The sequence below is a fragment of the Pseudomonas sp. O230 genome (assembly GCF_045447035.1).
Taxonomy (GTDB): Bacteria; Pseudomonadota; Gammaproteobacteria; order Pseudomonadales; family Pseudomonadaceae; genus Aquipseudomonas.
Genome location: NZ_JBJGXN010000014.1, coordinates 1 through 16,037, shown reverse-complemented (window position 1 = coordinate 16,037; position 16,037 = coordinate 1). Strand labels below are relative to the sequence as shown.

Genomic DNA, 16,037 nt, shown 5'->3' with positions numbered 1-16,037 from the left:
AGCCATCGCGGGGCGCTGAGCAAACGGTGCGTTGCTCGACATTGACAGCGATGAGCGTAGTGGAAAGATCAGCCGCCCTGGTTGGCGCAGTCTGCGAATTTATGGTAACCGGCGACTTTCTGCGTGCCACTGGAATCGAGGTAGGTCAGACGGGCATCAACAATGCCGCAGGTGCCGCCACCGTTGTCGACGATAGACACGACTTGCTTGATATCCAGGTGGGTGCCGTACGCCGTGGTCTGCGCCGGGGCTTTAACATCGGCATGGGCGGAAAATGCGGCAACGTTCAGGACCGCGAAGAAGCTGGCGGCAATCAGTTTGTTCCAGTTCATGGTGATTTCCTCTGGGTTGCAATGGGCAATGGTTGCGAGGCAGTTGTGTTGTCTCGATGGAACCCATTTAACCGGCCCGAGGTATCTGCCATGTGTCGTAGAAACACGGGTATTAAGGCGTAAGGTGTCAAACAGGGCCGCGGATACACTGCGATACAAAGCCTATGGGCAGGTGCACCGTGGCTGCCTAGAATGCGCAACGTGCGAATAACAAGAGGGATGAGCAATGGAACATGTAAACCACATCCTGATCGTCGACGACGACCGGGAGATTCGCGAACTGGTCGGCAATTACCTGAAGAAGAACGGCCTGCGTACCACGGTGGTTGCCGATGGCCGGCAAATGCGCAGTTTTCTCGAAGCCAATCAGGTGGACCTGATCGTGCTGGACATCATGATGCCCGGCGATGACGGCCTCTTGCTGTGCCGCGAGTTGCGCTCGGGTAAACATAAAGCCACGCCGATCCTGATGCTCACCGCACGCGATGACGAAACTGATCGCATCCTCGGCCTGGAAATGGGCGCCGACGACTACCTGACCAAACCTTTCGCCGCCCGCGAATTGCTGGCGCGGATCAACGCCGTGTTGCGCCGTACACGAATGCTGCCGCCCAACCTGCTGATCACCGAAAGTGGCCGACTGTTGGGTTTTGGCCGCTGGCGCCTGGACACGACCGCCCGCCACCTGATCGACGGCGACGGCACGATGGTCGCCCTCAGTGGTGCCGAGTACCGCTTGTTGCGCGTATTTCTCGATCACCCGCAACGGGTACTCAGCCGCGACCAGTTGCTCAACCTGACCCAGGGTCGCGATGCCGACCTGTTCGATCGCTCCATCGATTTGCTGGTGAGCCGTTTGCGCCAACGCTTGATGGATGACTCGCGCGAGTCGACCTACATCAAGACCGTGCGCAGCGAAGGCTATGTGTTCTCCTACCCGGTGGAAATGCTCGGCGCAGAATCATGAAGTGTGCCTGGCGACGGCCACGTGCATTTGCCGAGGATGGCCTGCGCGTCAAGCCCTGAGCACGTGTGCCCTTCACCTGCAAAGGGTTTTGTATCCGTCTGTATAAGAACCCGCGACAGATACGCAGACAGCGATTTCGTTGTGTTCGAGCACACATCACCGATACACCCGGGCGTTTAACTGTGATCACCGGATAGCAGCAGCTACCGACCACTCAAACTAAACGCACGGAGAATCACCATGTTCAACTTCTCGAAAGTTTCGTCCCTGGCCCTCGGCCTGGCACTGGTAGGTGGCCTAGGGCTGTCGAACCTGGCCTCGGCCAGCACCGTGAGCGCGGTGTCCCATGGCCAGACCCAGCAGTTGCTGGTGGAAGGTGGTTCGGATCGGCTGCAACAGAATCGCGTGGCTGAAGGCGGTGCAGAGCGTTTGCAAGAGCTGCGTGAACGTGTCGCTGAAGGCGGCGCCGATCGCCTGCAAGAGCTGCGCGAACGTGTCGCTGAAGGCGGCGCCGATCGCCTGCAAGAGTTGCGTGAACGTGTCGCCCTGATCAGCCCGGACAACGCAGTACGCGGCGGCGTGATTGTGGCGGATAACCGCGCAGAGTTCGGTTCGAAATATCAGCGGTATTGATCCCGCGGTCACCTGACCACCCCCAAAAGCCCGGTTCCCCGGGCTTTTTGCTGTGTGGCCAACAGTGCCCGGTGATACCCATAAATCCTCAGGTCTGACGCAAAAGCCCGCTCAATTCCTCGGGACAGTGACCGCCTAGCCGTACTAAGCTTTGCGCCTCATTTGATCAAGGACGATTCATGAAGCGTTTCGCCGTTTGTCTGCTGTCGCTATTGACGTTCACTGCGGTCGCGGCAGACCTGAACATGCTGACAGACAACCATCCGCCCCTGCACTTCCAGCAGGGTAATCATCTGGTGGGGTTTGGCGTGGATGTGGTGCAGGCGCTGGCCGACACGGCTGGCGACCAGGTGCACTTTCAAAAAGTCCCGCTGCTGCGCGCCTTGCACGTGGCCAGCACTGAACCTGCCACCGGCGTGTTCACCGTGTTGCGCACCGCCGAGCGGGATCGCCAGTACCAGTGGGTCGGTCCGCTGCTGGAGGTGGAAACCGCTCTGTATTCCACTGAAAGCAAGCGGCAACCGGTGCGCAGCCTGCTGGAGGCCGATCGTCAGGGCCGCATCGCCGTTCCGCGAAAATGGCTGGTCTACAGCTACTTGCAGAAACAGGACGTGAACAACCTGTATGGCGTGGAAACCCCCGAACAAATGATGCGTCTGGCCCGCCTGGGGCGCACGGAGTTCGTCGTGGCCGACACCCTCTCCGTCACCGCCCTGGCCCGTGAAGAAGGATTGCCCCCCGAGCAATTGCACTACCAGATACCGCTGATGAAGGAAGCCACCTACATCGCCTTTTCGCCGTTGACCGATCCGCGCCAGGTCGCGCGCTGGCAACAGGCGCTGGACGCGATGCGCCAGGACGGACGCCTGGAACAGCTCAAGCAGCGCTGGCTGGTGGACCGCCCACCACGCTGACGGCATGGATCAACGTTCTCGATAACGACTATGCGTCAGGGTGTTTTTTCATCGCCAGGCTCCAGCACTACAGTGGCCACATCTTCTTCCCTCAGTTCTGGAGCAACCTCATGAAAAGCATCATCGGTCTTGGTTTCGCCCTTTCGGTTCTTGGCGCTACATCCGCCATGGCGGCCCCGCATGCCACGTTGCCCGTGGTGGCGGCGGCGAAGGTCAGCCAGCCGGCTACGTTGAATGTGAATACGGTTGGCGTGGATCATAACGACAGCCAGGCGAGCAAACTCTACGTGGCTGATAACCGTCCTGAGTTTGGTTCGAAGTATCAGCGTTATTGATTGGCTGGTTTGTGTGGCTGGAACGGGGAACCCCGGGGAGACTTGATCTTCCGGGGTTTCCTGGTTTTTTGATGGGAGTGTATGCCCCTGATCTAAAACCCAGCCAAGCGCAAAGCCAACGCCTTGGCCTGACTCGCCACATCCGTCACCGCCGTACTCTCCCACCACATCCCCCGCAACGGCGGTCCCATGGCAAACAGTCGACGGGCCACCTGGCCATCACTCCCCTGCACCGCGCCATCGACCGCCGCCGCAATCCCCAACGCCAACGGCCCGGGCCGCACCAGCCCACGGGCCAACAGCTGCTGTGGCAACGGTCGCGCCACCCGCCGCCAGTCATACTCGATGCCACTGGAATTGATCAACGCTGCGCCACTGACGACAACCGTTTGCGCGTCACCACGTCGACGAATGCGGATACTGACCCCGCCCGAAGCCGGCTCCAGCCCTTTGAACGAAGCCGCCTGAATCCGCAACCGCCCTTCCGTGTGCAGTCGCGCCACCAACTGCGCACTCAACGGCGGCGACCGGTGGTGATGGCTCTCCCACCACGGCCGCACATGCCGCACAAACTGCCAACGCTGCACGTCCGTCGCCTGATTCCACAACCGGCCGATGTGCGCCCGCACCGTATCCAGCGGCGCCTGCCAGTCGATGCCCTGCGCAATGGCATCCCGACAATGCCGGCGCAATTCACGCACCAACTGTCGTGGTGTGCGAATGCTGTGATCTTCAGCCAGAAAATCCACCCACGCCGGAGGTTGCCGACGCACGTGCGGCAGTAACCCATGACGGGAAAACACTTCGATCGGCCCACGATGCCCGGCCTGTTCCAGCGACACCACCGCATCGACCATGGTCAAACCCGAACCAATGATCAGCACCGTCGATTGCGGGTCCAGCTCACGCATCGCGGCCACATCCCAGGGATCAAGCGCCGCAGCGTTCAAGCCGCTGGACTCGGTCTGCGGCGTGCGTGCGGCGGGGAACATTCCCGTGGCCAGCACTGCATAAGCGCCCTGCAACCGCTGGCCGTCACTCAAGCTCAGTCGCACCGAATCATCCAGCGTTTGCAGATCCACCACCTCGGCCCGGACATGCTCGACGGTCGAGCCATTCAACGCGCCCAGCGCTTGCGCTTCGGCCAAACGTTGCTGCACGTACAAGCCGAAAATCCCCCGGGGCGGAAATAGCTCGCTGATCGGTACATGCTGCTCATCGGATTCCGGCCAGCCACCGGCGGCGATGTACTCGGTCAGCCACTGAGTCAGGTCATCCGCGTTGTCCGGGTCGACACTCATGCGCGCCGCGTTGCCGTTCAGCGTATGGCCCAGCTCGACCGCGCTGTAGGCCTCGCCCCGGCCGAGTTCCGCTCGGGGTTCGATCACCAGCAACGAGCGCTTGCCGGGCAAACGCAATAACTGCGCCGCCAGCATCGCGCCGCTGAGGCCGCCGCCGACGATCAGGATGTCCGCGTGGCGGATGGCGTCGGTCGCCTGTCCGCGTTGGGTTTCAGTCATGGCGTTCTCACTGCTCAGTGTTTACCTAAATAAAAGTCATGCAGATCGCCCCGTGCCAACAGCGCCTCGCTGCTGCCCGACAACACCACCCGGCCGGTGTCGAGCACGTAAGCCGTCGAGGCGTATTTGAGCGCCACATTAATGTTTTGCTCGGCGATCAGAAAGCTCACCTGCTCGTCGCGATTGAGCTGGGCGACGATCTCGAAAATCTCCTGGACGATAATAGGCGCCAAACCCATGGAAGGTTCATCAAGCAGTACCAAAGTAGGACGCGTCATCAACGCGCGACCGATGGCGACCATCTGCTGCTCGCCCCCGGAGGTCAGCCCGGCCTGGGTCTTGCGCTTGGTTTTCAGACGCGGGAACCAGGCGTAAATCCGCTCCAGGTCCCGGGCCATGTCCTGGCGGCTCAACCCCCGCACAAAACCACCACTGCGCAGGTTGTCCTCGACCGTCAGTTGCGCGAATACGTGCCGACCTTCCAGCACATGCACCATCCCCTGACGCACTCGCAGACTGGGATCGACACCCGCCGTATCGCGGCCGAGAAACTCGATGGTGCCGCGACTGACCTGCGCCCGCTCGGCCCGCACCAACCCGGAAATCGCCTTGAGCGTGGTGCTTTTACCCGCGCCGTTGGCACCGAGCAACGCGACGATGCCGCCCTTGGGCACCGTCAGCGAAACCCCGGCCACGGCCAGGATCGCGCCGTCGTAGATCACCTCGATATCGTTGACTCGCAACAGGTCGTTGGCGGCTATGTCGCTGGCGGCTTGGCTCATGGTTTATTCATCCCCGGCGCAGGTGCGTGGCGTCAGGCCTTTTTCCTTGGCGAACGCGGCGGATTTTTCATCGATCAACGGCCGCAACAAAGCGCGGTCGGCGGCGATCCAGTCGCTGATCAGTGTCCAGTTCGCGCCGTCCCACTGCTGAACCCGCGCCGAGCCGCCACCCTCGTGGTCCTTGCAGGACAATTTGAGGTTCTGCATCAGGCCGAAATAGCCCATGTCCTTGAGCCGCGCATCGTCGATGTTCAGGTGTTCCAGGCCCCAGCGGCCTTCTTCGCCATTTAACGGCCGCTTGCCGAATTTGCCTTGGGCGGTGCGGATCGCTTCCACCATCACGGCGGCGTTCACCAGCCCGGAGTTGTAGTAGACGCTGCCGAAGTTCTTCAGGTCCTTGAGGTCGCTTTTACCCTTGTCGAGGATGAATTGCTTGAGGCGTTTGTGGATCTCGAAATTACTGCCGGCCGGGTATGGCGTCAGTGCCAGATAGCCTTTGGCAGCCGCGCCGGCAGGCAACACGTCTTCGCTGGAACTGGCCCAGATGTCGCCGACGATGTGGTCCACCGGGAAGCCGAAACGCGCGGCGGTTTTCACCGCGACCGGCGTCGACACGCCCCAGGTACGCAGGAACACCCAGTCCGGGTTGACCTGGCGAATCTGCCGCCATTGCGCCGATTGCTCGTTGCCCGGATCGGCCACGGGAATCTGAATGTTCGCAAAACCGTACTTTTCCGCCAGCAACTTCAGCGGGCCGAGGGTTTCCCGACCGTACGCCGAGTCGTGGTAGACCGTGGCAATCTTCTTGCCCTTGAGTTTGTCGAAACCGCCCTCACGCTGGGCGATGTAGTTGATCAGGCTCGACGCCTCGCTGTAGAAGGTCAGCATCACCGGAAAGTTGTACGGGAACACCGTGCCGTCGGTGGCTTCGGTGCGCCCGTAGCCGAGGGTGATCAAGGGGATTTTGTCGACTTCCGCACGCTCGCTCAGCGCATAGGCCGCTGGCGCGCCGTTGGGTGAATAGATCGCCACCGGGGCGCCATCCAGGCCTTTCTTGAAGCGCTCGTAGCACTCGATGCCCTTCTCCGCCGTCCACTCGGTTTCGCATTCCTGCCAGACCAGTTTGACGCCGTTGATCCCGCCTTCCACATCGTTGATGTAGTTGAGGTAATCGAGCATTCCCGCCCATACCTGCACGCCGCTGGAGGCATAGGCGCCGACGCGATAGGTGGCCAACGGGAAGAATTGCTGGTCCGCCGAGGCCTGGACCACCGGCACCGCACTGCTGAAAACCGCCAGCGTTAAAGCGGCGCCGACCAACGAACGTTTCAAGGATGCACGCATGTTGTCTCTCTATCTAAAAATGGGAAGGATTCAGAAGCGCAGCGGCCAGTGACGCAGCCGTTCACGGAGGTTGCCCAGCAGGCGAATCAGGCCTTCCGGTTCCTTGATCAGGAACAGGATGATCAGCACGCCGAAGATGATTTTTTGCAGGTTCTGCAATTGCCCGGCGTCTACCGAACCGCCGAACAAGGCTTGTCCGGCGTGGCTGAGCAGGATCGGCAACAGGCTGATAAACGCCGCGCCGACGAAGTTGCCGGCGATGCTGCCCATGCCGCCGATAATGATGATGAACAGGATCTGGAACGAGCGATTGATATCGAAGCTGCTGGCGCTCGCGGTGCCCAGATAGGCGAAGGCCCACAGCGCCCCGGCGATGCCGAGGTAGAACGAACTGACGGCGAACGCCAGGTGTTTGTAGCGCACCACCGGAATGCCGATCACCGCTGCGGCGGTGTCCATGTCGCGGATCGCCATCCAGTTGCGGCCGATCTGGCTTTTCACCAGGTTCACGGCGACCCAGGTCAGCAACAACACGGTGGTCAGGGTCAGTAAATAACGGCCGACCGGCGTATTGAGGTCGTGGCCGAACAGCGCCAGTTTCGGCGCGGAAATGGTCCCGGATGATCCGTAGTTATAGAACCAGGGAAATTTGACGAACAGCCACTCCAGGAAGAACTGCGCCGCCAGCGTGGTGACCATCAGGTAAAAACCCTTGATCCGCGAACTCGGCAGGCCGAAGACAAAGCCCACCACCGCGCTGATCAAGCCGCCGCCGAGCAGCGCGACGGGCAAACCCAGCTCAGGCAAACGCAGCAAAAATCCATACGTGGCGAACGCCCCGACCGCCATGAACCCGGCCGCGCCGACCGAAGTCTGGCCGGTGTAGCCGGTGAGCAAATTCAGACCGAGTCCGGCCAGCGACAGCACCAGGAACGGGATCAGAATCGCGTTCAGCCAATAGTCGTTGCCGGTCAGCGGCACAACCACGAAGGCGATCAATAACAGGCCAAGCAGTCCGAACGGAACGCGGCGCTGGATTAACACCGACGGCGCGGTTTCGCGGGTAAGGGATATCGACATGGGTTCAGACTCGCTCGATGGCGCGCTCGCCGAACAGGCCGGCGGGACGGATGTACAGGAAGGCCAAGGCCAGGACGTAAGCGAACCAAGGCGTGATGCCGCCGCCAATCAGCGGACCGAGGTAGACCTCGGCGAGGTTCTCCGCCGCGCCGACAATCAGCCCGCCGACAATCGCCCCGCCAATCGAAGTGAAGCCGCCAATGATCAGCACCGGCAAAGCCTTAAGCACCACCAGCGACAGCGAAAACTGCACCCCTTGGCGTGCGCCCCAGAGCAATCCGGCGACCAGCCCGACAACCCCGGCCACGGCCCAGACGATCTGCCAGATGCGGTTGAGGTTGATGCCGATCGACAACGCGGCAGTGGTGTCATCCGCCACCGCACGCAACGACACGCCGATGCGGGTCTTGTTGAACAACAACGCCAACACCGTCACCAGCACAATGGCCACCGCCGCTGCGATCAGGTCGAACTGACTGACCATCATCGCGCCGATAAACACCGGCACGTCGTCGATGCCCAGGTCCAGCGCCCGCACTTGCGAGCCCATCAAGCCTTGAGCCAGGCCTTCGATGATGAATGACAGCCCGAGCGTGGCCATGAACAAGGTGATCTGTGAGCGATTGACCAGCGGCCGCAGCACCAGCCGTTCGATCAGCAACGCGCCGATGATCATCACCCCCACGGTCAGCACCAGCGCCAGGGCAAACGGCACGCCCTGATCGTGCAGGCTGACGAAGGTCAGCGCGGCGAACAACAGCATCGCGCCCTGGGCAAAATTGAACACGCCGCTGGCCTTGTAGATCAGCACGAAGCCGATGGCGACCAGCGAATACAGGGTGCCGGCGAGCAGGCCGCCGAGCAGGGTTTCGAAGAAGAACGTCATCAGTGCACCACTCCCAGATACGCCGCGATCACTTCGGGATCGGCCTGCACTTCGGCGGGCGTGCCGTCACCGACCTTGCGCCCGTAATCGAGCACCACGACGTGGTCGGACAGGCCCATGACCACGCTCATGTCGTGCTCGATCAACACCACCGTGGTGCCGAGGTCTCGGTTGATGTCCGCAATGAAACGGGCCATTTCCTGTTTCTCTTCGGCGTTCATCCCGGCCATCGGCTCATCCAGCAGCAACAGGCGCGGACCGGCGATCAAGGCGCGGCCAAGCTCTACGCGTTTTTGCAGGCCGTAGGACAGATTGCCCACCGGCACCTCGCGATGCGCTTGCAGCTCAAGGAATTCGAGAATGCCCTGGGCTTGTTGGCGGAAGGCTGCGGCTTCGCGTCGTGCTCGCGGCAGGTTCAGCGCCTGTTCGATGAAGCTGCTGCGCAAGTGCCGCGACAGGCCGGTAAGGATGTTGTCGATCACGCTCATTTTTTTGAACAGCGCGTTGTTCTGGAACGTGCGACCAATGCCTCGGCGCGCAGCGGTCAACGGGTCGATGCGTTTGAACGGCTGTTGTTCGAAGACAATCGAACCGGCGTCGAAGCGGTACACGCCGTTCAGCACGTTGAGCAGCGAACTCTTGCCCGCGCCGTTAGGGCCGATCAGCGCGCAGATCTCGCCCCGACGCACGTCGAAGGACAGTTCGTTGATCGCTTTCACGCCTTTGAAGGACAGGGAAATGCCGCTGACTTGCAGGATGGAATCGGTCGAGGTCATGCGATGTCCCGTTTGAATTCAGTCAGCCAGGTTGGCGCGGCTTTCACCTCAGGCGTGCGCGTGGCCTGCCAGATGTAATGCAGGTTGTGAAACCCGAGCAGTCGGCGAACGCGATTTTTGATCAGCCGTTGCAGGCCTTTTTCCGGCTGAGCGATGGCCCACTCGCACAGACGTCGACGCCAGGTGCCTTGCGCGGCGAGACGACTGTCGATTTCCCCGGCCAACCATTGCAGACGCTCGGCCGACAGCAACAGCCCGGATGGCGCCACTTCACGACGGTCGCGACTGGCACTGCCGGGGCTTTCCGGAAAGGCCAGCGATTGGCCGCTGCTCAACCATTGCTCCAGCACCACCGTCAGGCCGGCCTGCCATTGCGTGCCCTCTTCGCTCCACAGTTGCGCGCTCTGACTCCAGCGGTTGAGGCGTTGCGGGGTGTCCACCGGCCCGAGCAGCTCGTTGAAATTCAGCAGCGTTTGGCCCTGATTGAGCCATAGCTGTCGCGTTTGCCGCCCCTGAACGAAGGCGTGCGTGGGACCGCTGCGCCAGAGGATTTTGTGCAGGGATTCGGGGTCGAGGCTGTCCGGCAGCGTCAGCAATTGCGCGCCAATGTGTTGTGCGGCCAGGGCCAGCAGCAACAGATTCGGCTCGAAGGCACCACTGAGGGCCAGGCGCGAATCCTCGGTGAAACCTTGCTGGCGCAAGCCGTCGGCCAAGCGCTCGACATCACGCAGGGCATCGATCCAGCGCCAGACAAACCACTGGCCGTGGCGCTTGTGGCGTAGCGCCGGTTGCAACGGACTGACCTGCGCCCAGTGGCGCAATTGCTCCAGCGCCGTGGGCAGTTCGACCCGCCACTCGGCGGTGTCCGCAACGGGCGGACGTTTGAGTTCATGCACGCTCATGGGTTGACCTCCTGTTCATGGGCAAAAGCGTGCGGTGGTCCGCTGGGCTGAAATCTTTTACACACCACAAAACCCTGTGGGAGCGGGCTTGCCCGCGATAGCGGTGTGACAGACAACATCAATGTTGGAAGTGCCGGCCTCATCGCGGGCAAGCCCGCTCCCACAGGTTTCGCGTCGGTGGTGAAATTTGTGGACGACATAACACCTTGAAGCCGGCTGGCCGGCGATGGCGTCTAGGCCGACACCACGCTCTTCTCCTGCTGCCGCAACGCCGCCAAATCCCGATATCCCGCGCCCGGATGAATCTGCGGCAGCCGCGGTCCTTCGCCGAACAACTTCTCGCGCAAGGTCCCGGGGGCGTATTCGGTCTTGTAGACCCCACGTTTCTGCAACTCCGGCACCAGCAATTCCACGGCGTCGATGAAGGTTTCGTGAGTCAACGCATAGGCCAGGTTGAAACCGTCGACCTCGGTCTCCTCAACCCACTCCTGCAGCAGGTCGGCCACGGTCTCGGGACTGCCGACAAACAGCGGACCAAACCCGCCAATCCCGACCCAATCGGCCAGTTCGTTGGGCGTCCAGACCTTGTTCGGATCAGCCGTGGAGAACGCTTCCACCGCCGATTGGATGGCGTTGGTGTGCACATGCTTGAGCGGTTCATCCGGTTTGAACTGACTGAAGTCGATCCCGGTCCAGCCCGAAATCAATGCCATCGCGCCTTCGTAACTGACCCAGGTTTTGTATTCCTCGAACTTGGCTTTGGCCTTGGCGTCGGTCTCGCCGAGGATCACCGTTTGCAGGTTGAAGATCAGGATTTTCTTCGGATCACGCCCGGCCTCGGCGGCGCGGCGACGGATGTCAGCCACAGTCTTCTTCAGCAGCACTTTGGACGGCGCCGCGACGAACACGCATTCGGCATGTTCAGCGGCAAACTGCTTGCCGCGACTCGATGCGCCGGCTTGATACAACACAGGCGTACGCTGCGGCGAAGGTTCGCAGAGGTGAATGCCCGGCACCTGGAAGTGTTTGCCGACGTGCCGGATCTCATGGATCTTGCTCGGATCGCTGAAAATCCGACGCTCGCGATCACGCAGGATCGCACCCTCTTCCCAACTGCCTTCCCAGAGCTTGTAGCAAACCTCCAGATACTCTTCGGCAAAATCGTAGCGGGCGTCGTGTTCGGTCTGGGCTTTCTGCCCGAGGTTCTTTGCACCACTTTCCAGGTACGAGGTCACGATGTTCCAACCCGCGCGGCCCTTGGTCAGGTGATCAAGCGTCGACAAACGTCGGGCAAACGGATATGGGTGTTCAAACGACAGCGACGCGGTCAGGCCGAAACCCAGATGCTCGGTGACCAGCGCCATCGGCGGAATCAGTTGCAGCGGATCATTGACCGGCACCTGCGCCGCCTGACGAATCGCCGCATCACCATTGCCGTTGTAGACGTCGTAGATGCCCAGCACGTCGGCGATGAACAACCCGTCGAATTTGCCGCGCTCGAGGATTTTCGCCAGATCGGTCCAGTACTCGAGGTCTTTGTACTGCCACGAGCGGTCCCGTGGGTGCGCCCACAAACCGGGCGACTGGTGACCGACGCAGTTCATGTCGAAAGCATTGAGACGAATTTCCCGGGCCATCAAACGGCGCTCCTGAAACTTGGGGGATGAATGCCGTTGAGGCGAAAATTACCGATGAGGTGGAGTTTCCAGCGCAGCGGATCGTGCAGTGAACCGGGCAACACAGTGCGTTGTCCGGTGAGTTCGAATTCGGCGTTGCTGACGGCGTTCAACGCATCTGCACTGGCCAGATGCGACTCGGCGATGGCGATGCTGATTTCGGTGTCGTCTTGGTGACTGTTCAGAAAAGCTTCGGCACGTTCCAGCAGTGCGGCAGCGACTTCGATGCGAATGTGCAAATCACCGAAACGGCTGATGACGTAAGGGTCATCCTTGATGTGGCTCTGCTGACGAACGAAGCGCAGGCTCGCATCGAGCAAACTGCGCGCGTTGTGCAAGTCATGCTGACTGTTGGCCAGGGGTTGCCCGGCAACAATCGGTTGGGTCAAGGCATTCATGGTGGACTCCTCAGTTCCAGGCGTGGCGCGCAGGCTTGACGCCGTTGAGCAGGTAGTTGCCGATCAGGTGGTATTTCCAGCGCGCCGGGTCGTGCAGCGTGTGCGTACGGGCGTTGCGCCAGTGACGGTCGAGGTTGTACTTGCCGAGCACCGAGCGGGTGCCGGCCAGTTCGAAGAGTTTGCTGCTGGCGAGCAAGGCGATTTCGGCCGAGAGGACTTTGGCCTGGGCAACCACCACCGAGGCGTGGGCCACCGTGTCTTCATTGGCGTCAAGCAACGCCGCGTCAATGGCTTGTCCGGCCTTGTTGAGGATCGCTTCGGTGCCGTGGACCCGCCATTCGAGGTCGCCGATGGCGGCGATGCTGAACGGGTCCTGCCAGCCGTGGTCCTGTCCGCTGTCGATCCATGGGCGGGATTCACGGGCGTAGCGCTTGGTTTCTTCCAGCGCGCCGACGGCGATCCCGGTGTCCACTGCGGCTTGAATGATTTGCGAAATCGGGCCGTCGGCGGTGGGTTCGTCAAACGCCTTGTGGGCCGGGATCACCGCGCTCAACGGCACTTTCACTGCGTTCAGGGTGACACCGCCGCTGGCCGTGGTGCGCTGACCAAAGCCGTCCCAACTGTCGATCACCGTCAAGCCTGGATTGTCGCGCTCGATGAACGCGATGAACGCCTGGTTCTGCTCGTTGACCGCCACCGCCGGGACAATGTGCGCGAACAGCGCGCCGGTGCAGTAGAACTTCTCGCCGTCGATTTGCGCCGTGTCTTTGTCAAAACGGATGCGGGTTTCAAAGGCCCCGGCGTTTTTGCTTTTGGCTTCGGAGAAGGCATTGCCGAAGCGGTAACCCTGCAGGACTTTGCCGAAGTAGTAACGCTTCTGCTCTTCGGTGGCGGTTTGCAGCAGGATGTCGAGCACGCCGAGGTGGTTTTGCGGGATCTGGCCGAGGGACGAGTCGGCGGCGGAGATGATCTTGATCACTTGCGCGACGGTCACGTAGGAAACGCCAGCGCCACCGTATTCCTTGGGAACGGTGATGCCCCAGAGACCGCTGGCGGAAAACTCGTCGAGTTCAGCGACCGGCAAACGTCGCTTGCGATCGCGCGCACTGGCCTCGATGGCGAAACGTGCGGCGAGTTTCTGAGCGACGGCGATTGCCTCGGCGTCCGAGCGGATCACATGGGCAGTGCGAGGGGTTTGGGCAGAGGCTGTCATGGGCCGACTCCGGGATTCTGGTGGATGCACCAGAGCTTTTGCAGGAGTCGTGCCCGAAATATATTTTCTTATTTATCAGCTAGTTGAATAACTATCAGAGAAAGTCTTGCAGCTTAAAAACAACAAAGTGTCCGTCCAGTGTTGGTCGGCGAACAGTTAGATCACCACGTTTCGCACGAACCGAACGGCGACCGGCCCATCATTGCGATAGCTGTGCGGCTGGTTGCTGGCAAACATATAGAACTCGCCGGCGGCGATCTCATGGGGCGTGTCGCTGAGCATCAGGGTCAGGCAGCCTTCGAACACATAGATCTGTTCGCTCCAGCCTTCGGCATCCGGTTGCGATGGGTATATTTCGCCCGGTTGCAGGCACCATTCCCATTGCTCGACCTCGCGGGTGGCGCTGGCTTTGGACAACAACACGGCTTTGCTGCCCGGAATCACCCCGGCCCAGGCCAGCTCGTTGATGCGGCTCGGGTCGCGGGCGTCCGGCGCCTGGATCAGGTCGCTGAAGGCCACGTCCAGCGCTTCGGCCACACGGTCGAGGGTGGTCAGGCTGACGTTCTTTTCGCCGGCCTCGATGGCCACCAGCATGCGGCGGCTGACCCCGGACTTTTCCGCCAGCGCGGTCTGGCTCATGTCAGCGGCGTGGCGCAGACGCCGAACGTTCAGGCTGACGTGCTGAAGGACCGAAGCCCGTTGCGTTGAATCTTTGTGCACTATATTGCTCACTTGGTGGGGTTGGGCAGTATACTGCCCAACATTCGGCGCATTGTGCGTCGCCCTCAGGTAGCGCGCAAGGTCATGACGTCGTTGAACTCCTCCCAGGCTTCTTCCCGCAAGTTCAGCAAGGCCGAGTGTGTGCTGGTGTTGATCACCATGGTCTGGGGCGGGACCTTCTTGCTGGTGCAGCACGCGATGACCGTCAGCGGCCCGATGTTCTTCGTCGGCCTGCGCTTTGCGGCGGCGGCGATTATCGTCGCCCTGTTCTCCTGGCGTCATCTGCGGGAACTGACCCTGTTCGAACTTAAAGCCGGCGCCTTTATCGGTGTGGCGATCATGCTCGGTTACGGCTTGCAGACCGTGGGCTTGCAGAGCATTCCCAGCAGCCAGTCGGCATTCATTACCGCGTTGTATGTGCCCTTTGTGCCGTTGCTGCAATGGCTGGTACTGGGGCGGCGTCCGGGGTTAATGCCAAGCATCGGGATCATGTTGGCGTTTACCGGGTTGATGTTGCTGTCGGGGCCTGCGGGTGCTTCGTTCAATTTCAGCCCCGGTGAAATCGCCACGTTGATCAGCGCTATCGCGATTGCCGCGGAGATCATTCTGATCAGCACCTACGCCGGACAGGTCGATGTGCGGCGGGTGACGGTGGTGCAATTGGCAACCACCTCGGTGTTGTCGTTCTTGCTGGTGGTGCCGACTCAGGAAGTCATTCCGGATTTTTCATGGTTACTGCTGTGCAGCGCCCTCGGCCTCGGCGCGGCAAGCGCTGCGATTCAAGTGGCGATGAACTGGGCGCAGAAGAGCGTTTCGCCAACGCGGGCGACGTTGATTTATGCGGGTGAGCCGGTCTGGGCCGGGATCGTCGGGCGGATCGCCGGGGAGCGGTTGCCGGCGATTGCGTTGGTTGGGGCTGGGTTGATTGTGGCGGCGGTGATTGTGAGTGAGTTGAAGACCAAGGGTAAAAATCGCGAGCAAATCGAGGATGCGTTGGAGAACGAGGCCGTCGATTCAAACGAGTGACCTTCCTTGTACGGTATCCACTGACAGGCGCTGCTGGACAACCAATGAGGTGCCATGTCTCGCCACGGACGCGGTGCTTTGTAGTGGTTGAATGGGCGATTTTTGATCAGGTCGCGGGAGTCTTGAGTATTCGTCGTCAAGCCAACTCTCGCTCTGCCTGCGTGGCGAGTTCAGCCTCTCGTTTGGCGATGGCGGCTTCTAGTTCCGGGGACCGTTTGGCCCACTGTTCCTGGGGTAATGGTTTTGACCATTCGGTGATTTCGGGATAGGGCAGCTCTGGCGGATGCGAAAGTATCAAATCCTGAACTTTCTCTGCCAAGTACGTCCCCAAAATCGTAATGCAAAATATTCCCCATAAAACGCCCAACAAGTTGCCCTTGCGCAAGTCGGTGATGATCGAGCCAATTTGTGTTTCTTCATAGGGCGCAACGCCAACTCGACTTTCAGGGACTGCCTCTGGCCCAATCTCCATATAACTGCGCATGCACTCCCATAACGCCATGGCAGTGGTGCCGCCGCCACAGTTGAAACCC

The 16,037-nt window shown here is 60.9% G+C and carries 17 protein-coding genes and 1 pseudogene; 5 read left to right on the top strand and 13 right to left on the bottom strand.

Features of this window, described 5'->3' with window-relative positions; translation table 11 throughout:
• Positions 1 to 68 precede the first annotated feature (68 nt).
• Complete coding sequence (locus tag ACI77H_RS27175; protein ID WP_407014805.1) at positions 69 to 332, bottom strand: DUF2790 domain-containing protein; 264 nt, start codon at positions 330 to 332, stop codon at positions 69 to 71.
• 226 nt (positions 333 to 558) lie between these two features.
• Between ACI77H_RS27175 and ACI77H_RS27170 the strand changes: the two genes are divergently transcribed.
• The 4 genes from ACI77H_RS27170 (at position 559) to ACI77H_RS27155 (ending at position 3,181) form a co-directional block, all read left to right on the top strand.
• On the top strand, positions 559 to 1,299 hold the full coding sequence (locus ACI77H_RS27170) for a response regulator (RefSeq protein ID WP_407014803.1): 741 nt from the start codon (positions 559 to 561) through the stop codon (positions 1,297 to 1,299).
• Positions 1,300 to 1,539: 240 nt separating this feature from the next.
• Positions 1,540 to 1,932 carry a hypothetical protein gene (locus ACI77H_RS27165; protein ID WP_407014802.1) on the top strand — a complete coding sequence of 131 codons (393 nt, stop codon included), beginning with the start codon at positions 1,540 to 1,542 and terminating at the stop codon, positions 1,930 to 1,932.
• Between the two features lie 179 nt (positions 1,933 to 2,111).
• A complete protein-coding gene (locus ACI77H_RS27160; RefSeq protein ID WP_407014800.1) occupies positions 2,112 to 2,846 on the top strand; it encodes a substrate-binding periplasmic protein in 735 nt (244 codons plus the stop codon).
• 110 nt (positions 2,847 to 2,956) lie between these two features.
• Positions 2,957 to 3,181: a hypothetical protein gene (locus ACI77H_RS27155; RefSeq protein ID WP_407014799.1), complete on the top strand. Its 225-nt coding sequence runs from the start codon at positions 2,957 to 2,959 to the stop codon at positions 3,179 to 3,181.
• Between the two features lie 92 nt (positions 3,182 to 3,273).
• Here ACI77H_RS27155 and ACI77H_RS27150 read toward each other — a convergent pair whose 3' ends face one another.
• The 11 genes from ACI77H_RS27150 to ACI77H_RS27100 form a co-directional block, all read right to left on the bottom strand.
• Positions 3,274 to 4,701 carry an FAD/NAD(P)-binding protein gene (locus ACI77H_RS27150; protein ID WP_407014797.1) on the bottom strand — a complete coding sequence of 476 codons (1,428 nt, stop codon included), beginning with the start codon at positions 4,699 to 4,701 and terminating at the stop codon, positions 3,274 to 3,276.
• A gap of 14 nt (positions 4,702 to 4,715) precedes the next feature.
• Positions 4,716 to 5,483 carry an ABC transporter ATP-binding protein gene (locus ACI77H_RS27145; RefSeq protein ID WP_407014796.1) on the bottom strand — a complete coding sequence of 256 codons (768 nt, stop codon included), beginning with the start codon at positions 5,481 to 5,483 and terminating at the stop codon, positions 4,716 to 4,718.
• A 3-nt stretch (positions 5,484 to 5,486) separates the two neighbouring features.
• Positions 5,487 to 6,827 (bottom strand): ABC transporter substrate-binding protein, encoded by a 1,341-nt coding sequence (locus ACI77H_RS27140; protein WP_407014795.1) that lies wholly within the window; start codon positions 6,825 to 6,827, stop codon positions 5,487 to 5,489.
• A 30-nt stretch (positions 6,828 to 6,857) separates the two neighbouring features.
• Positions 6,858 to 7,907, bottom strand: a complete 1,050-nt coding sequence (locus ACI77H_RS27135) for a branched-chain amino acid ABC transporter permease (protein ID WP_407014794.1) — start codon at positions 7,905 to 7,907, stop codon at positions 6,858 to 6,860.
• A 4-nt stretch (positions 7,908 to 7,911) separates the two neighbouring features.
• Positions 7,912 to 8,793, bottom strand: coding sequence for a branched-chain amino acid ABC transporter permease (locus ACI77H_RS27130; RefSeq protein ID WP_407014793.1), 882 nt, complete (start codon positions 8,791 to 8,793; stop codon positions 7,912 to 7,914).
• On the bottom strand, positions 8,793 to 9,569 hold the full coding sequence (locus tag ACI77H_RS27125) for an ABC transporter ATP-binding protein (RefSeq protein ID WP_407014792.1): 777 nt from the start codon (positions 9,567 to 9,569) through the stop codon (positions 8,793 to 8,795). The genes ACI77H_RS27130 and ACI77H_RS27125 overlap by 1 nt, the downstream gene beginning before the upstream one ends.
• Positions 9,566 to 10,471 (bottom strand): AMP-binding protein, encoded by a 906-nt coding sequence (locus tag ACI77H_RS27120; RefSeq protein WP_407014790.1) that lies wholly within the window; start codon positions 10,469 to 10,471, stop codon positions 9,566 to 9,568. The genes ACI77H_RS27125 and ACI77H_RS27120 overlap by 4 nt, the downstream gene beginning before the upstream one ends.
• Before the next feature lie 233 nt (positions 10,472 to 10,704).
• Positions 10,705 to 12,108 carry an LLM class flavin-dependent oxidoreductase gene (locus ACI77H_RS27115; protein ID WP_407014788.1) on the bottom strand — a complete coding sequence of 468 codons (1,404 nt, stop codon included), beginning with the start codon at positions 12,106 to 12,108 and terminating at the stop codon, positions 10,705 to 10,707.
• Complete coding sequence (locus tag ACI77H_RS27110) at positions 12,108 to 12,545, bottom strand: acyl-CoA dehydrogenase (protein ID WP_407014786.1); 438 nt, start codon at positions 12,543 to 12,545, stop codon at positions 12,108 to 12,110. The genes ACI77H_RS27115 and ACI77H_RS27110 overlap by 1 nt, the downstream gene beginning before the upstream one ends.
• 10 nt (positions 12,546 to 12,555) lie before the next feature.
• The gene (locus tag ACI77H_RS27105; RefSeq protein ID WP_407014784.1) at positions 12,556 to 13,758 is read right to left on the bottom strand and encodes an SfnB family sulfur acquisition oxidoreductase; all 1,203 of its coding nucleotides are present in this window, start codon (positions 13,756 to 13,758) and stop codon (positions 12,556 to 12,558) included.
• A 156-nt stretch (positions 13,759 to 13,914) separates the two neighbouring features.
• Positions 13,915 to 14,478: a helix-turn-helix domain-containing protein gene (locus tag ACI77H_RS27100; RefSeq protein ID WP_407014783.1), complete on the bottom strand. Its 564-nt coding sequence runs from the start codon at positions 14,476 to 14,478 to the stop codon at positions 13,915 to 13,917.
• Here ACI77H_RS27100 and ACI77H_RS27095 point away from each other — a divergent pair.
• Positions 14,473 to 15,504 carry a DMT family transporter gene (locus tag ACI77H_RS27095; protein ID WP_407014781.1) on the top strand — a complete coding sequence of 344 codons (1,032 nt, stop codon included), beginning with the start codon at positions 14,473 to 14,475 and terminating at the stop codon, positions 15,502 to 15,504. The two genes, ACI77H_RS27100 and ACI77H_RS27095, sit on opposite strands and share 6 nt — an antisense overlap.
• A gap of 136 nt (positions 15,505 to 15,640) precedes the next feature.
• Here ACI77H_RS27095 and ACI77H_RS27090 read toward each other — a convergent pair.
• A pseudogene (locus ACI77H_RS27090) lies at positions 15,641 to 16,037 on the bottom strand (hypothetical protein); the annotation flags it as partial.